General features: G+C 65.6%; 16 protein-coding genes. 10 read left to right on the top strand and 6 right to left on the bottom strand.

Annotated elements, in window-relative coordinates; all coding sequences use genetic code 11:
- The first annotated feature begins 6 nt into the window (after positions 1–6).
- On the top strand, positions 7–774 hold the full coding sequence (locus tag BRPE64_RS28115) for a glycosyltransferase family 2 protein (protein ID WP_016348375.1): 768 nt from the start codon (positions 7–9) through the stop codon (positions 772–774).
- On the opposite strand, the gene BRPE64_RS28110 is transcribed toward BRPE64_RS28115, so the two are convergent.
- The 3 genes from BRPE64_RS28110 to BRPE64_RS28100 form a co-directional block, all read right to left on the bottom strand.
- Positions 775–2,784: a glycoside hydrolase family 28 protein gene (locus BRPE64_RS28110; protein WP_016348374.1), complete on the bottom strand. Its 2,010-nt coding sequence runs from the start codon at positions 2,782–2,784 to the stop codon at positions 775–777. It abuts the gene before it with no gap.
- 269 nt (positions 2,785–3,053) lie between these two features.
- Positions 3,054–4,391 carry a sensor histidine kinase gene (locus tag BRPE64_RS28105; protein WP_016348373.1) on the bottom strand — a complete coding sequence of 446 codons (1,338 nt, stop codon included), beginning with the start codon at positions 4,389–4,391 and terminating at the stop codon, positions 3,054–3,056.
- Positions 4,388–5,128 (bottom strand): response regulator, encoded by a 741-nt coding sequence (locus tag BRPE64_RS28100; protein ID WP_016348372.1) that lies wholly within the window; start codon positions 5,126–5,128, stop codon positions 4,388–4,390. The genes BRPE64_RS28105 and BRPE64_RS28100 overlap by 4 nt, the downstream gene beginning before the upstream one ends.
- A gap of 370 nt (positions 5,129–5,498) precedes the next feature.
- Here BRPE64_RS28100 and BRPE64_RS28095 point away from each other — a divergent pair, with 370 nt between their 5' ends.
- The 8 genes from BRPE64_RS28095 to BRPE64_RS28060 all read left to right on the top strand — a co-directional run bounded on the left by BRPE64_RS28095 (position 5,499) and on the right by BRPE64_RS28060 (position 11,782).
- The gene (locus BRPE64_RS28095) at positions 5,499–6,032 is read left to right on the top strand and encodes a thioredoxin family protein (RefSeq protein WP_044043807.1); all 534 of its coding nucleotides are present in this window, start codon (positions 5,499–5,501) and stop codon (positions 6,030–6,032) included.
- Between the two features lie 214 nt (positions 6,033–6,246).
- A complete protein-coding gene (locus BRPE64_RS28090) occupies positions 6,247–6,465 on the top strand; it encodes a DUF4148 domain-containing protein (RefSeq protein ID WP_044043475.1) in 219 nt (72 codons plus the stop codon).
- Between the two features lie 55 nt (positions 6,466–6,520).
- Positions 6,521–6,799, top strand: a complete 279-nt coding sequence (locus tag BRPE64_RS28085) for a hypothetical protein (protein ID WP_016348369.1) — start codon at positions 6,521–6,523, stop codon at positions 6,797–6,799.
- A gap of 36 nt (positions 6,800–6,835) precedes the next feature.
- Positions 6,836–7,255, top strand: coding sequence for an organic hydroperoxide resistance protein (locus BRPE64_RS28080; protein WP_016348368.1), 420 nt, complete (start codon positions 6,836–6,838; stop codon positions 7,253–7,255).
- Between the two features lie 95 nt (positions 7,256–7,350).
- Positions 7,351–8,274, top strand: a complete 924-nt coding sequence (locus tag BRPE64_RS28075) for a LysR family transcriptional regulator (protein WP_016348367.1) — start codon at positions 7,351–7,353, stop codon at positions 8,272–8,274.
- A gap of 110 nt (positions 8,275–8,384) precedes the next feature.
- The gene (locus BRPE64_RS28070; RefSeq protein ID WP_016348366.1) at positions 8,385–9,587 is read left to right on the top strand and encodes a YbfB/YjiJ family MFS transporter; all 1,203 of its coding nucleotides are present in this window, start codon (positions 8,385–8,387) and stop codon (positions 9,585–9,587) included.
- Positions 9,584–10,816: an MFS transporter gene (locus BRPE64_RS28065; RefSeq protein ID WP_016348365.1), complete on the top strand. Its 1,233-nt coding sequence runs from the start codon at positions 9,584–9,586 to the stop codon at positions 10,814–10,816. The genes BRPE64_RS28070 and BRPE64_RS28065 overlap by 4 nt, the downstream gene beginning before the upstream one ends.
- 117 nt (positions 10,817–10,933) lie before the next feature.
- A complete protein-coding gene (locus BRPE64_RS28060) occupies positions 10,934–11,782 on the top strand; it encodes a serine hydrolase family protein (protein WP_016348364.1) in 849 nt (282 codons plus the stop codon).
- Here BRPE64_RS28060 and BRPE64_RS28055 read toward each other — a convergent pair.
- Together BRPE64_RS28055 and BRPE64_RS28050 are read right to left on the bottom strand one after the other, a co-directional pair.
- Positions 11,772–13,043, bottom strand: a complete 1,272-nt coding sequence (locus tag BRPE64_RS28055; RefSeq protein ID WP_016348363.1) for an MFS transporter — start codon at positions 13,041–13,043, stop codon at positions 11,772–11,774. The genes BRPE64_RS28060 and BRPE64_RS28055 overlap by 11 nt on opposite strands.
- 76 nt (positions 13,044–13,119) lie before the next feature.
- Entirely contained in the window at positions 13,120–14,040 is a 921-nt protein-coding gene (locus tag BRPE64_RS28050) for a LysR substrate-binding domain-containing protein (protein ID WP_016348362.1), read from the bottom strand.
- 140 nt (positions 14,041–14,180) lie between these two features.
- Here BRPE64_RS28050 and BRPE64_RS28045 point away from each other — a divergent pair, with 140 nt between their 5' ends.
- On the top strand, positions 14,181–14,582 hold the full coding sequence (locus BRPE64_RS28045) for a hypothetical protein (protein ID WP_016348361.1): 402 nt from the start codon (positions 14,181–14,183) through the stop codon (positions 14,580–14,582).
- Between the two features lie 14 nt (positions 14,583–14,596).
- On the opposite strand, the gene BRPE64_RS28040 is transcribed toward BRPE64_RS28045, so the two are convergent.
- Positions 14,597–15,667, bottom strand: a complete 1,071-nt coding sequence (locus BRPE64_RS28040; protein ID WP_016348360.1) for an SDR family oxidoreductase — start codon at positions 15,665–15,667, stop codon at positions 14,597–14,599.
- Between the last annotated feature and the right edge of the window lie 71 nt (positions 15,668–15,738).

Genomic DNA, 15,738 nt, shown 5'->3' with positions numbered 1-15,738 from the left:
TTCTCAATGCCTTCGAATCGCGCATCGTCCACGCATCTCGTCCTCATTCCAAGTTTCGATCCGGGCGAAAAAGTCGACGAAACCGTGCGCGGCGCGCGCGAGCAGTGGAATCCGGTGTGGGTCGTGGTCGATGGCAGCACGGACGGCAGCGCCGAACGTCTCTTGAAAATGGCGGAAGCCGACGCGGGCCTGCGCGTGATCGTGCTGCCGGAGAATCGCGGCAAGGGCGCGGCGATTCTCGCGGGCCTCGACGAAGCCGCGCGGCTCGGCTTCACGCACGCGCTCACGATGGACTCGGACGGCCAGCATCCCGCCGCGCTCATCGGCACGTTCATGGAAACGTCGATGTCCGCGCCCGGCGCGATGATCCTCGGCCGCCCCAAATTCGACGCGAGCGCGCCGCAATTGCGCGTGCAGGGGCGGCGCATCTCGAACGCCTGGGCGAATCTCGAAACGCTGTGGATGGGCATCGGCGATTCGCTGTACGGCTTTCGCGTCTATCCGATCGCGCCGCTCGCCGCGCTGATGCGCACGCAAACCTGGATGCGCCGCTTCGACTTCGATCCGGAAGCGGTCGTGCGGCTGTGCTGGCGCGGCGTGCGGCCGATCAACCTCGACGCGCCCGTGCGTTACTTCACGCCGGAAGAGGGCGGCGTGTCGCATTTCCGCTATGGCCGCGACAATGCGCTGCTGACGTGGATGCACGCGCGCCTCTTTCTCGGCTTCGTATTACGCTTGCCGATGCTCGTTGCACGGCGGCTGACGGGCCGCTGATCAACGCGGATCGCTGACCGTCGAGTTCATCGTCACACCGGCGATCTGCGTGTTGCTGAGCACGATGTCGTGCACGTTGTACGCGTAGATTGGTCCGGGCGTCGCCGCGGTTGCGGGACCGGCGGCGACGGGCGTGCCGAAATCGCAGTTGGTGATGGTGACGCCGGCGATCGCGGGAATCGCGGGCGTGGGCGCGGCGCCGTTGTAGTCGAACGCAACCGGACCTTGCGCGACGATCGCCTGAAAGCACGAGGCCGTCACGCCGTTGAGCGTCACGTTGCTGGCCTTCAGGTTCGAGATGTTGACGTTCTGCACGAGCGCCGGACGCGTGCGAATCGCGTCCTTCGACGGCTGATAGTCGCAATCGAACGTGACGATGCCACCCTGCGCCGCCGACGGATTCGCTGCTGTCGGCGTTGCCACGCCGAGCGGCACCGTCGCGTTGATCGGGCTGCCCGCGAGCAGGCTGCTGCCGTAGCCCGAGGGCGTCAGGCTTACGCCGTTCGGCAGCGTCACGTTGTCCACGTAGAAGTCTTTCACGAAGCCGCCGCGATTCATGTTCGTCTTGATGCGGATCGCGATATTCAGCGAATTCGTCGCCCAGAACTCGTTGAGCATCTGCAAATTGCGCGCGTAGATTTTCTGCACGCCGCCGCCCATTTCGCTGCCGAGCGTGATGCCGCCGTGGCCGCTGTTCATCGTGCAATTCTGGATGACGTGGTTCTGCGCCGGGCCGTATTGCGTGTCGAGATCCTTGCCGGACTTGATCGCGATGCAGTCGTCGCCGGTGTTGAACGTCACGTTCTCGCACAGGACCATGTCGCATGCGTCGGGGTCGAAGCCGTCGTTATTCGGGCCGATGCTGTCCACGGTCACGCCGCGCATCACAACGTTCTGGCAATCGGTCGGATGATGCTGCCAGAACGGCGTGTTGTTGGTGCGATAGGTTTCCATCAGCACGTTCGTGCAGCCGATGAACTCCACCATGCACGGCCGCAAATAGTGGCCGATACCGAAGATGCGCTTCTCGATCGCGACACCCGCTTCCGACAACGCGGGCAGATAGTTCTGGTCCTGCTGCCAGGGCGTGGCGGGATCGGTGAGCTTGGCGTAGAGATCGGCGGAGATGCCGGGCGCGGCGGTCTTCAGATCGACGTTGTTCGCATTGTTCGATGCCTGCGACGGCGTCGATGAATTCACGCAGCCGTAGACGCCGCTATTGCCCTTCCACGTCCACCAGCAAGTGGCCGTGTTGCCGCTGCCGGCGAAGGGCGTCATCGCCTGGCCGTTCAGCACGGATGTGTCGCCTTCGCCCGTCAGCGCGATGTTCTTCTGATTGCGCGCGTAGATCGGCGGGCCGTAGTTGAGGCAGTCGTTGGCCTGCCAGCGGCTGTAGAAGAGCTTGCCGTTCGCGCCGCAATCGACCGGACCGTCCTTCGCGTAGTCGGCGGGATTCGGGCTGAAGTAGATCGTGCAATTCGCGCTCAGATGGAAGTCCACGTTCGACAGCAGCACGATCGGGCCCGCGCAGTACCACGTTCCCGACGGCACGATGACGTGTCCGCCGCCCGCCGCATTGCACGCCGAGATTGCCGCGAGGATGGCCGGGCGCGAGTCGAACGAGCCGGGCGCATTCGTCTGGTTCGCGCCGGTCGACAGCGGCGATTTCACCGGATCGGTGTACGGATTCGTCGCCGCGACGACCGCGCAGGGCTTCGCGCCGTAGTCGGTGACGGAGAACTGGCGGTCCGGGAACATCGACTTCGACACGCTTTGCAGCGCGTTCACGATTTGCGTCGCCGCGCCGGACGTGCCCCAGATCGGGTCTTGCACGGGCGGCGGCGTGGAGCCGGACGCCGGATTGGAATCGTCGTGTCCGCCGCAGCCGGCGAGCGTTCCCAGCGTGCCGAGCGCGCCGAAGAGCGGGGCGCTCGCCGACAAACCGGCGAATTTGACGAACGTGCGGCGGGTCGGCGAATGCGACATTGCTTTGAACTTCGGCTGCTTCATGGGGCGTCTCCTGGTCCGGTTCGTCCGGCTTTCATGTGACTGTGCGCACGGCGCGATGGCGCGCGCGGGGAAGTGTGCGTCAGCGTGCCGGAGACGGTCGAAGACAGAAACGATGTCGTATGACTTCGGCGTATCGAAACCGCATGACGACTCCGGCGTCTGCCCGGCGCGTGAGTGTTGGAGCAAACGTTAGCGGAGTCGTCTGCCGACCGTCAAGCCGGGCTAACGCCTAGGTCGAAAGACATAGGACGTCTTATGTTGGAGATGCGCTATTTCGCCTGATTCAGCACGAGCCGCGCTTCTAGCCCGCCGCCTTCCCGATGATGCAGCGTGAGCGCCGCGTCCATCGCGAGCGTCAGTTGCCGCGCGATGGCGAGGCCGAGCCCCGTGCCGCCGGTCTGCCGGTTGCGCGATCCTTCGAGTCGGACGAACGGCTCGAACACCGCTTCGAGCGATTCATCCGGAATGCCCGGCCCGCGATCCAGCACGGAAATCACGGCGCGGCCGTCATTCCGCGACGCGATTTCGATTTCCGCCGCGCCGGAATACTTGATCGCGTTGTCGACGAGATTGCCCAGCACGCGTTTCAGCGCCTGCGGAGGCGCCATCAGCGCGCCGCCGATGCGTCCGGAGAGCGTCACGGTCTGCCCCGCGTCCAGATAATCGTCGACGATGCTTTCGAACAGCGCGTCCGCATCGATGCGGCGCGGCGCCTCGTTCGTGCCGTGCAAGGTGCGCGCGTAGGTCACGCCTTCCTTCACGAGCGATTCCATTTCCTTCAGATCCTGCTGGAGCTTGGCGCCGGTGGAATCGTCGTCCATCACGTCGACGCGCAGGCGCATGCGCGTGATCGGCGTCTGCAGGTCGTGCGTGATGGCCGCGAGAATCTGCATGCGCTGGGTCATGTACATCGCGACGCGGTCCTGCATCGCGTTGAACGCCTTCGCCGCGTGCGCGACTTCTTCCGGCCCGGATTCCGGCAGACGTTTGCCCTTGAGATCGGGGCCGAGCGTATCGGCGGCGCGGGCGAGCTGCTTGAGCGGACCCGTCGCGACGCGCACCGCGAGCCAGCAGCATCCGCCCAGCACGATCAGTTGCAGCACCAGCACCAGCGGCAGCCAGCCCGAAAGCGGCGTGCCGGACATCGGACGCATGTCGATGGTGAGCGGCGAGCCATCCGACAGACGCAGATGCGCCTGAAAGCGATCCTTGTCGCCGAGTACGCCGTTGATCGTCAGCGGATAACGCTTGCCGATGCCGTCGCCGATCGAGCGGGCGAAGCGCTCCGCCAGCGCCGCATCGGGCGGCGTGCCGCTCGGGTCGGTGATGCCCGGCCCGAGGATGAATTCGTAGCTGCGCCGCGCGAGCCGGGGCAGCCACTCCGCGCGCTCGTTCGGCGGCAGATGGTCGAGCAGCGCGACCGAACTCGCGACTTCGCGCTCGACATAGCCGACCATCACGTTGGTCATCGACTCGTCGCGCTCCCGCATGGTCAGCAGGAACGAACAGGTCTGCGCCAGCGCCAGTCCGACGACGAGAATCAGCGCGAGCCGCGCGAACAGCGTGCGCGGCCAGTGCAACAGGGAAGATGTGGCAAGCGTGCTCATGAAGACGACTCGAGCGGTTTGACTTCGGCGGAAAACACATAGCCCTCGCTGCGCAGCGTCTTGATGTAGCGCGGTTCGCGCGCCGTGTCGCGCAGACGCTGGCGCAGGCGCGAGACGAGCAGGTCGATCGAGCGGTCGAACGCGTCGGCCTGGCGGCCCTGCGTCAGATTCAGCAGTTGATCGCGCGTGAGCACGCGCTGCGGATGATCGAGGAACACGCGCAACAGCCGATACTCCGCGCCCGAGAGCGCGACCATGGTGCCTTCGGCGTCGAGCAGATGGCGCGCGGTCGTGTCCAGCCGCCAGTCGCCGAAGCCGAGCATCTGCGCGGATTCCGTCACTTCCATTCCGGGCGGCAGCATGCGCGTGCGGCGCAGGACCGAGCGGATGCGCGCCAGCAGTTCGCGCACGGCGAACGGCTTCGGCAGATAGTCGTCGGCGCCCATTTCGAGGCCGAGAATGCGGTCGGCTTCCTCGTTGCGCGCAGTGAGCATCAGCACGGGCACGTCGCGGAATTTGCCCGAGCGCAACTCGCGGCACAGCACGAGGCCGTCTTCGCCGGGCAGCATCAGATCGAGCACGACGAGATCGGGCGCGCCCTGATCGAGCACCGCGCGCATCTGCCGGCCGTTCGCCGCGAGCGATACGCGCATGCCGTTCTTTTCGAGGTAAGTCGCGAGCAGTTCGCGAATGCCGCGATCGTCGTCGACGATCAATACGTGGTCAGTGGTTTCCATCGATGGACCGTGGTCTTTGACGCTTGAGTTGCATCCGGCTCGGACTGATCAAGAGACATTGAACCGGATGGGCCATTTCGGTTGCGATCCCGCCTACGAGAAAGGCGAGCATTGCCAGCATGCGTTTCATTCGAAGCTCCCGCCGATTGCGCGATGTCTGTGTTATAGCGCGTCTCGGCGGGTGTTTTGTATCGCAGTGTATCCCGCATGCCGGGCGATACATAACATTGCGCAACGCGCGTCGCCGCGACACAAGCGCGATACGCGCGCGCAGTCCAATGCGGTCATGCCGATACGAACGTCGGCCTGCCGGGATGTTTCGATGCTCATCGAACGCCCCGATTTTTACCGCATTTCAAAGGACTTCGTCATGCTCCCCGCAATCAAAGGCATGGCCCCGTGCGCCGGACTCGCGGCCTGTGCCGCCGTCGCGCCCGCGCAGGCCGCCGCGCCCGCCGGCCCCGACGCCCGGATCGCACCGGAATTCGCCGGCATCGACACATGGCTCAACAGCCCGCCGCTCACGCTCGCACAACTGCGCGGCAAGGTCGTGCTGGTCGATTTCTGGACCTTCGCGTGCGGCAACTGCGTCAACACGCTGCCGGCCGTGAACGCGTGGCATCGCAAGTATGGGGAGCGCGGGCTTGTCGTGGTCGGCGTGCATACGCCCGAGTTTCCGTTCGAGCACGACACCGGCAACGTGCAGCGCGCCATCGAACGCTTCGGTATCACGTATCCCGTCGCACAGGACAACCGCTATGCGACCTGGGCCGCGTATCGCAACCAGTATTGGCCGGCGTTTTATCTCATCGACAAGCAAGGGCGCGTGGCCTACACGCACGTAGGCGAGGGCGATTACGCGCGGACCGAAGCGGCGATCGCGGCATTGCTCGCGCAGCCGTGAAGGGGCGAAGCGGGCTTTCGTATCGCAATGTATCTGCCGCGTACGCGATACAAAACATTGCATAGAAGCCGCTTCGCCGACACATCCCGGATACCTGCGGACCTTCAAATACACCCAACGACGGCTGGCGATGAAAACGCAACACGGACATCCGCCCAGCCCACGTGCCGTAACACAGACAACCGACTGATTCATCCATCGAAGGAGAAACGCCATGAAATCCACGATCGCAGCTTTCGCTCTCGTCGCCGGCACCATGACCGGTGTTGCTCACGCAGCCGTGACGAACGAACCGATGACCCCGCAAACGCAGCAAGTCACCGCCAGTCACGCATACATGGGCAAGACGCGCGCCGAAGTCAAACGCGAACTGGCGCAGGCGCAACGCGACGGTGAGATCGCCGCGTTGAACAACCTGTTCCGCGGCAGCTGATCAGCCTGCCAATTCAGGCCAGGCATTCATCGAATTCACTGAAGAGAGAGTCATCATGTTCAAGAAAATTGTCACCGCCGCAGTTATCGCCGTTAGCGCAGTCGCCGCCGGTTCCGCGTTCGCCAGCAGCGGCTACGGTCCCGCGCCGCATTACGACCCGCTCGCCGGTGCGCCCGCATCGCAGCGCGGCGTGAGCGCGCAGACCATTGCCAACGAGAGCGGGGCTTCAAAGGCTCAGGAGCAGGCATACGGCGGCATGGGAGATTCGTTCTCGCAGTCGGGCGCGCGCGGCGCGTCGACCGGTGACGTCGCCCGTCTGTTCGCGCATCACTAAGCGTTTCCACTTTCACGATTCCACAAGGATTTCACCATGACCACGCAAATCGATACCGTTCTGTACACCGGCAAAACCCGCGTCGTCGGCGGCCGCGAAGGTTTCGCGCAAAGCTCCGATGGCCGTCTCGACGTGAAGCTCTCGCCGCCCGGATCGACGGGCCCCGGAACCAACCCCGAGCAAATGCTCGCGGCCGGCTGGTCCGCGTGTTTCATCGGCGCGATGGGCAAGGCCGCCGCGAAGCTCAAAGTGCGTCTGCCCGCCGAAACCGCCGTCGATGCGGAAGTGGATCTCGGCACGAGCGGCGAAGCCTATCTGCTGCGCGCGCGCCTGAACGTGAGCCTGCCGGGCATCGAGCGCGAGGTGGCGGAGGAAATCGCGCAGACGGCGCACAACACCTGCCCGTACTCGAAGGCGCTGAAGAACAATATCGACGTGACGATCGCGGTGGTCTGACGCATTGCGCCCGATTCGCCGATGACGCTCGCGGTAGACTTGTCGATCCATCGAACAAGCGACACCAAGCGACACAAGCCACTCTACGGGCGGACATGGACCGAATCGACGCGATGAAAGTGTTCATCGCCACGCTGGACGAAGGCAGTCTGGCGGGCGCGGGGCGGCGGCTCGGCCGCTCGCCCGCCGCCGTGAGCCGGGCTATCGCGTTTCTCGAAGCGCATACCGGCACGGCGCTGCTTCATCGCACGACGCGCACCATCAAACTGTCGGAGGCGGGCGAGCGTTACGCGGCCGCCTGCCGACGCATTCTGACCGACCTCGAAGAAGCCGATCTCCTGATCGCGCATGAGCGTTCCGCGCCGCGCGGCCTCCTGACGATCACCGCGCCTGTCGCCGCCGGAGAAGATCTGTTACGGCCCATGCTCGACGATTTCATCGGGCGTTTTCCCGGCGTATCGGTGCGCCTGCAACTGCTCGACCGGCCCGTGAGCCTGATCGACGAAGGCATCGACATTGCGTTGCGCATCGCGCATCTGTCGGACTCGACGCTGGTCGCGATTCCCGTCGGCGATGTGCGGCGTGTCGTGGCCGCGTCGCCGCGTTATCTGGCGAAGCATCCGCCGATCCGCAAGCCCGCCGATCTCGCGCATCACCAGATCATCTCGATGACGCATTTCGGCCTCGATTCGTGGAGCTTTCCGACGTCGAGCGGCTCGGCGATTCCGCAAGTCGTGCAGTTCGCGCCGCGCGTCATTGTGAACACGGTGCAGGCGGCGGTGGCGTCCGCGGTCGAAGGGCATGGCCTGACGCGCCTCTTTTCCTATCACGTGGCGAAGGAAGTGAAAGACAAGACGCTGCAAATCGTCCTGTCCGACAGCGAACACGCGCCGCTGCCGGTGCATCTGCTCACGCCGCACGGACGTCTTGCGGTGCCGAAAGTGCGCGCATTCGTCGATTTCGCCACGCCGCGCCTGCGCCGTCTGTTCAAGCAATTGACACTCGATTCAACCGATTAGCGGAAGATTATCTTCCGATTCGCGTTCATTCCCTCGCCGATCGATCGAATATAGACTGCCTTCATGAGAAGGGCACGTAGACCGTGCCCGCGAGCAGTAGCGGAGGCAGCATGCGTTACGCAGTGTCGGATTCACCGGAGGGCGGGACATTTCAGGTCTGGCGCGGCGTGCTCGCCGGGGCCAGCGCGAGTCTGGTCGGCATCGGGCTCGCGCGTTTTGCCTACACGCCGCTGTTGCCGGCGATTATCGGCGCGCACTGGTTTCCGGCATCGACGGCGGCTTATCTCGGCGCGGCCAATCTCGGCGGCTATCTCGCCGGCGCGCTCACGGGCGGCGTGCTCGCCCGGCACTTTCGCGCCGCGACGATCCTGCGCGCGATGATGCTGCTCGCGACGCTCGCCTTTGTCGCCTGCGCGCTGCCGGTTTCGTTCCTGTGGTTCTTCGTCTGGCGCTTTCTGTCGGGCATTTCCGGCGGCGCGCTGATGGTGCTCGCCGCGCCGACGATCATTGCGCACGTCGCGCCGTCGCGTCGCGGATTCGCGAGCGGCGCGATCTTCACGGGCATCGGGCTCGGCATCGCAGCATCGGGGACGATCGTGCCGCTGTTGCTGCGGCAAGGGCTCACGCAGACATGGATCGGACTCGCCGCCGTTTCGCTCGTGCTGACTGGCGTTGCGTGGAACGGATGGCCATCGCAGGACGCGCCCGCGCCCGCACATGCCGGCGCGCACGCGCATGCAAAGGCGCCGACGCCGCCCGCGTTGCACGCGCTGTTCGCCGAATACGCGCTGAACGCGGCGGGTCTCGTGCCGCACATGATCTTTCTCGTCGATTTCGTCGCGCGCGGTCTGGGCAAGGGCGTCGATGCGGGCGCCGAATACTGGGTGCTGTACGGGCTCGGCGCGATTGCCGGTCCGCTGTTGAGCGGCCATCTCGCCGATCGCGCCGGTTTCGGTCCCGCGTTGCGCGTCGCGTATCTGCTTCAGCTCGCGGCCGTCGCCATTCCGGCGATCACATCGAATCCCGCGCTGCTGATCGTGTCGAGCGTGGTGGTCGGCGCGTTCACGCCGGGCATCGTGCCGCTCGTGCTCGGGCGCGTGAACGAATTGCTGGCGCATCATCCGGCCGCGCAGAAGCGCGCGTGGAGCACCGCGACGACGAGCTTCGCCGTGTTGCAGGCGCTCGCGGCATACGGTCTGTCTTTCCTGTTTTCGAATAGCGGCGGCAACTATCCGTTGTTGTTTGCAATCGGCGCGGCGGCGCTCGCGATTGCACTCGCCGTCGATCTTTTCGCCGCATTGAGGTCGAAATGAGCCACATCCTTCAACCCGCGATTCCGCCCGGATACGCGGAACGCAACGCGCAGTACTGGCGGCGCAATCTCGTCGTCGCCGTCTTCGGCTCCTTCACGACGCTCGTCAGCCTGAGCATGCTGCTGCCGTTCTTGCCGCTGTACGTGCGTCAGCTCGGCGTCGAGTCGCAGGCGTCGGTGATCGAATGGTCGGGCGTCGCGTTCAGCGCGACGTTTCTCGGCACCGCCGTGACCGCCCCGCTCTGGGGCCGCCTCGCCGACCGCTACGGCCGCAAGCCGATGCTCGTGCGCGCCGCCGTGGGCATGGCGATCGTGATGTCGCTGATCGGCGTCGCGCATTCGGTGCAGCAACTGGTCGCGCTGCGTTTGCTCGCGGGATTGATCGGCGGATACGCGTCGGCCTCCACGGTGATGATCGGCACGCAGGCGCCGCGCGAACGGGCCGGCTGGGCGCTCGGCATTCTGTCGACGGGCGCGCTCGCGGGCAATCTCGCCGGGCCGCTGATCGGCGGCATGTTGCCGGGTCTGATCGGCATTCGCGGCACGTTCTTCGCGGGCGCGGGCATGATCGCGGTGGCCGCGTTGCTGACCATCGTGCTCGTGAAGGAAGACTTCCATCCGGGCGATGCGAAAAAGCGTGCGTCGCACGCGGCGTCGCACGATGCGCATCGCACGAACCGTGTGGTCGTCGCCGCGCTGCTCGTGACCGCGATGATGGTGCTGCTCGCGAACATGTCGATCGAGCCGATCATCACGGTGTATATCGGCGGTCTCGGCGTGACGGGCGATCACGTGACGCGCATCGCGGGCGTCGTGATGGCGTGCTCCGCGCTCGGCAGCGTGCTGACGGCGGCGCGTCTGGGCGCGCTCGCCGACCGCATCGGCAGCTGGAACGTGATTGTCGGATGTCTCGTGCTCACCGGCATCGCGATGATTCCGCAGGCGTTCGTGCATCAATGGTGGCAACTCGCCGCTCTGCGCGTGCTGATGGGCATGACGCTCGCGGGTTTGTTGCCGTCGATCGCGAAGCTCGCGCGCACGGCCGTCGATGAAAGCAGCAGCGGACAAATGCTCGGCTATCTGCAATCCGCGCAATTCGGCGGACAAGTGATCGGCCCGGTGATCGGCGGACAGATCGGCGTGATGCTCGGTCTGCACTCGGTGTTCTTCGTGACCGGGAGCCTGTTGATTGCGTGCGCGGGGCTGGCGCACTGGGCGCGCACGCGCTGAATTTTAAGTTTCGCTTAAGTCTGACGTCCTACGGTAGCGGACTCGTTCGCCAGCCTGCTTTTGCCATGCCGTCGCTATCGTTTGTTCGATCGCGCATGACGCGTCGCTGAACGCGTCATGCTTCGATTCCATCTGCTGATCCTCATCCTTCTGTTCGCGAGTCTCGTGCCGCTTGTCGCGCATGCGAAGCGCGTGATCGCCAAGCCGGTCTTGCAGGCGCGCGCGGCGCTCGCCGTCGATCTCGCAACGGGACGCACGCTGTACGCGAAACACGCCGATGCGCGCGTGCCGATTGCATCGCTCACGAAGCTGCTCACCGCGATGGTCGTGCTCGACTCGAAGCGCTCGCTGCTGCGACCGGCGCGCATCACCGACGCCGATGTCGATCGCCTGAAATGGTCGCGTTCACGGCTGCCCGTCGGCTCGCTGCTGTTGCGCCGGACGATGCTGCATATCGCGCTGATGTCGTCGGAGAATCGCGCGGCGTTCGCGTTGAGCCGCGATTATCCGGGCGGCCGCGCGGGCTTCGTGCGCGCGATGAACCGCACCGCGAAGCGTCTGCACATGCAGCGCAGCCATTTCGTCGATCCGACCGGGCTCTCGCCGCACAACGTTTCGACGGCGCGCGATCTCACGCGGCTCGCGCGCGCGGCGTATCGCTATCCGGCCATCCGCGACTACGCAACCTCGCATCACAAACTCGTGCTCGGCGGCGACGGCCCGTTGATGTATCGCAACACCGATCCGCTGGTGTATCGCGCGTCATGGCAGGTCGGTTTGCAAAAGACGGGCTTCACCAACGAGGCGGGACATTGCCTGATCGTGATCGCGCCGGTGCATGGGCGTCAGACGGTCTTCGTCATTCTCGGTGCGCCGGGTGCGCAGGCGCATGTTCAGGACGCGGTGAATCTGCGAGGCTGGCTGATGAAGCGTTTGATGAAGCGTTCTCCCGGCCTCACGCGCTGACGAGCGATGCTTCGGTGACGGGCCGGTCGTCGATCGGAAAGTGCAGCAGCGCGGCCACCAGCCCCGCGATGGCCGTGGCGCCCCAGATCAGCGAGTAGGAACCGGTCGTGTCGAACACATAGCCGCCGAGCCACGCGCCCAGAAACGATCCCAGCTGGTGACTGAGAAACACCACGCCGAACAGCGTGCCGAGATGGCGCGTGCCGAAGACTTTCGCGATGAGCCCGTTCGTGAGCGGCACGGTGCCGAGCCACGTCAGTCCCATCACGGCGGCGAAAGCGACGACGGAGACGGTCGTCGTCGGCAGCAGCACGAAGAGCGCGATCGCGCCGCCGCGAATCAGATAGAGCCACGCGAGCACATGATGTTGCCGCAGACGTCCGCCGAGCCAGCCGCATCCCCAACTGCCGATCATGTTGAACAAGCCGATCAGCGCAAGCGCCGTGGCGCCGAGCCCGACCGGCATGTGGCACAGCATCAGATAGCCGGGCAGATGCGTCGCGATGAACGCGAGCTGAAATCCGCACGTGAAGAAGCCGAGCGTCAGCAGCCGATAGCCGCGATGCCGCGTGGCGTAGGCGAGCGTCTCGCGCAGCGGCATCGAAGCCGGTTGCGCGTGCTCCTCGTGCGTGCCGTCTGCGGGCGCGTGCGTGCGTTGGCGGCTCGCCCGATCCAGCACGATGCCGAGCGGCGCGGCGAGCAGCAGCACGAACGCGAGACCGTAGAGCGACGCAGCCACGCCCGCATGCACGCGCAACTCCTGCGCGAACGGCACCATCAGCACTTGTCCGAGCGAGCCGCCTGCGCTTGCGAGTCCCATCGCGACACTGCGCGTTTGCGGCGACGCAACGCGCCCGACGGTTGCGAGCACCACGCCGAAGCTCGTGCAACTGATGCCGATGCCCACCAGCAGGCCGAGGCCGAGCACGAGCATCCAGCCGGACGTCGCGGCGGCGGCGAGCGCGAGTCCGGCCGCAAACGTCGCCGCGCCGGTCGCGACAACGGGCGCCGCGCCGTAACGGTCGGCGGCGGCGCCCGCGAACGGCTGCGCGAATCCCCAGACGAGATTGTGCAGTGCGATGGCGAAGGCGATCAGCGTGACGGGCAAGCCGCGGTCGAACGAAAACGGTCCGATGAAAAGGCCGAAGGTCTGACGCACGCCCATGGCCGCGCTCAAGATCAGCGCCGCCGCGCCGATGAGCGCCCAGGTCGCCGTGCGGTTCTTGTTGTTCGCGAGTGACAGGGATGACATGAATGACATTCCTCCTTGCGCGCATCGTCGCAGGCGAACGGCCGTGCTGACAAACGAAAAGTTTTCGCGGGCGGTTGAGCCCAGTTCAATCGTGCGGACGCGGCGTTTCGCTCGCGGCGAACTCCGCCGCCTGCGCGACGAGCCAGTTGCGGAACGCGACGAGATCGGCGCGGCCGCCCGCTTGCGGCGCTTCGCACAGCCAGTAGGCAGTTTGCGTTTCGACATTGATCGCGCTCGCCTCGACGAGCATGCCCGCCGCCAGCTCGCGATCGACGAGCGGCCGCCGCCCGATCACGACGCCGAGCCCGGCCGCGGCGGCCTCGAACGCGAGTTGCACGGTGTCGAAGCGCAGACCGCCGTGGAGATCGAGTCCGTCGATGCCCGCGCCGTCCATCCACGCTTGCCAGTCCTGGCTCGCGGTATCGACGTGGATCAGCGTCGCGCGCGTCAGATCCGGCGCGGTGCCGCTGCCTGCAATCGTCGCGAGATAGGCGGGGCTGCACAAGGGCACGAGCCGCTCGCCGAAGAGCCGTTGCCACGCCGCGCCATCGACCGGGCCGCGGCTCAGGCGCAGGCCGAAATCGAAGCCGTCGACGGGAAAGCCCTTCTGCCGGTGCGAAGTATCGACGCTCACGTCGATATGCGGCCAGCGGGCGCGGAAATCGGTGAGGCGTGGAACGAGCCAGCGCGCGGCGAGCGTCGGCGCGCACGTGATGGAGATCGAGTGGCGCCTGCGTTTGCCGGGCAGCGTCTGCGTGCCGATGGCGATGAGAGAAAAGGCCTCCGCGATATACGGCAGATAGTGCTCGCCGGCCGCACTGAGCGACAGCCCGCGCGGCTCGCGCACGAACAGCTCGACGCCGAGCATGTCCTCCAGCGCGCCGATGCCGTGGCTCACGGCGCCGGGCGTCACGTTCAGCTCGGCGGCGGCGAGCTTGAAACTGCGATGGCGCGCGGCGGCTTCGAAGAGACGAAGGGCGTTGAGGGGCGGGAGGCGCTGGGGCATGAGTGCGGGTGACGGCAGGGCGGCGTGGGTGATCGTATATTGCCATCGCCCGATTCGCGCGTCTCGCTGGTCTTCCCAAGACGGCGGCGCGTTGCAGGCGGTGTACTATTGAAGTCTCACTTTATGCGGCGGCACCGATCATGTCGGACGAGTGGAAACACCGCGTCAGGCTGTTCATCCAACGTTTCTGGCAGCCGACCAGCGCATGCATGACCTGCATGCCGGGTAGCTGGAGCAACCTCCTGAGTTTCGCGCACTGGGTCACGGCGTTCAAGACCGGTTTGCTCACGGGTGTGCTGGCCGTGCTGCTGACCTTCACGCCGGCGAGAAAGCTCTTCAAGAATCGCTTCGGCAACGCGACGATCGTCGGGCTGCTGACCATTGTCGGCGATTCCTACGCGCACGCGAGCCATTACGAGGTCGCATCCATCGAGCATATCGTGACGGGCGTGGTCTCGGGTCTTCTGACGCTCGCCGGATCGTATCTGTTCGAAGACCGCGCTCGCCGCCTGCGCAACGCGTGGGCGCGTGTCTTCGGATAGCGTGAGCGAAGCCTTCAGGCGGGAATGATCCGCTCGCGCTTCAGGCGCTCGAACAAGTCGAAGAAAGAATCGGGCGTGCTTTGATAATCGAGAAAGCCGGCCTTGCGGCTCTTCGACATGTCCGTCAGCACTTCCATCGGGCGGCCGAGATCGGCGTCCGTGTGCCACCACGAAACCAGTTTGTCGATGTCATGCTCGGCGAGCGAGTGACGCGCCGCGATCTCGGCCCACGCATGACTCGCGTGCTGCATGCGGTTTTCGAGCGGCCGGGTCTGCCCGTCGAAAGACGCAGGCTCGATGCCGAAATATTCCGCGATGCGCTCCCACATCCATTTCCAGCGAAACACGTCGCCGTTGACGACATTGAACGCCTCATCGCGCGCTTCGGGCGAACTCGCCGCCCATTCGAGATGGCGCGCGAGCAGGCGCGCGTCCGTCATGTCCGTGAGGCCGTTCCACTGCGCCGCCGAGCCGGGAAACACGAACGGTTCGCCGCTCGCCTTGCAGAGCGTGGCGTAGACGGCCAGCGTGACGCCCATGTTCATCGCGTTGCCGACCGCAAATCCGATGATCGTATGCGGCCGATGCACGCTCCAGCCGAAGCCGTACTGGCGGGCGGCATCGAACAGGCGGTCTTCCTGCTCGTAATAGAAATTGTCGACAGGTTGCCGGCCTTGCTCTTCGCGAAACGGCGTCACGGGAACGCTGCCTTTTGCGTAGGCCTCGAACGGGCCGAGATAATGCTTCAGACCCGTCACCAGCGCCACATGCGAGAGCGCGCCGGACGGACCGAGCGCCGCCAGCACATTCGCGACCATCGCGCCATTGACGCGAATGTTCTCGGCTTCCGTCGCCTGGCGCGACCACGCGGTGAAGAATACGTGGCTGAATTCTCGGCCCTGCAGCGCCTGCGTGACCGATGATGCCGACGCGAGATCGGCCGTTATCGACTCGACGCCGTGCGGGGCGGGCGTGCGGCCGCGCGACAATCCCGCGATCGACCAGCCGCCGTGCGTTTGAAGTTGCTCGGCGAGATTGCGCCCGACGATGCCCGTCGCGCCGATGATGAGTGCTCGTTTGTCCATGCCGCCCGCTGCGTATCGAAGGTTGTCCCATGCCGCCGCCGCTGCGTGTGTGCAGACGGCGCACGGCGCTC

It is taken from the genome of Caballeronia insecticola, from assembly GCF_000402035.1.
Taxonomy (GTDB): domain Bacteria; phylum Pseudomonadota; class Gammaproteobacteria; order Burkholderiales; family Burkholderiaceae; genus Caballeronia; species Caballeronia insecticola.
The sequence above is the reverse complement of the archived record's forward strand: the minus strand, read 5'-3'. Positions and strand labels throughout refer to the sequence as shown.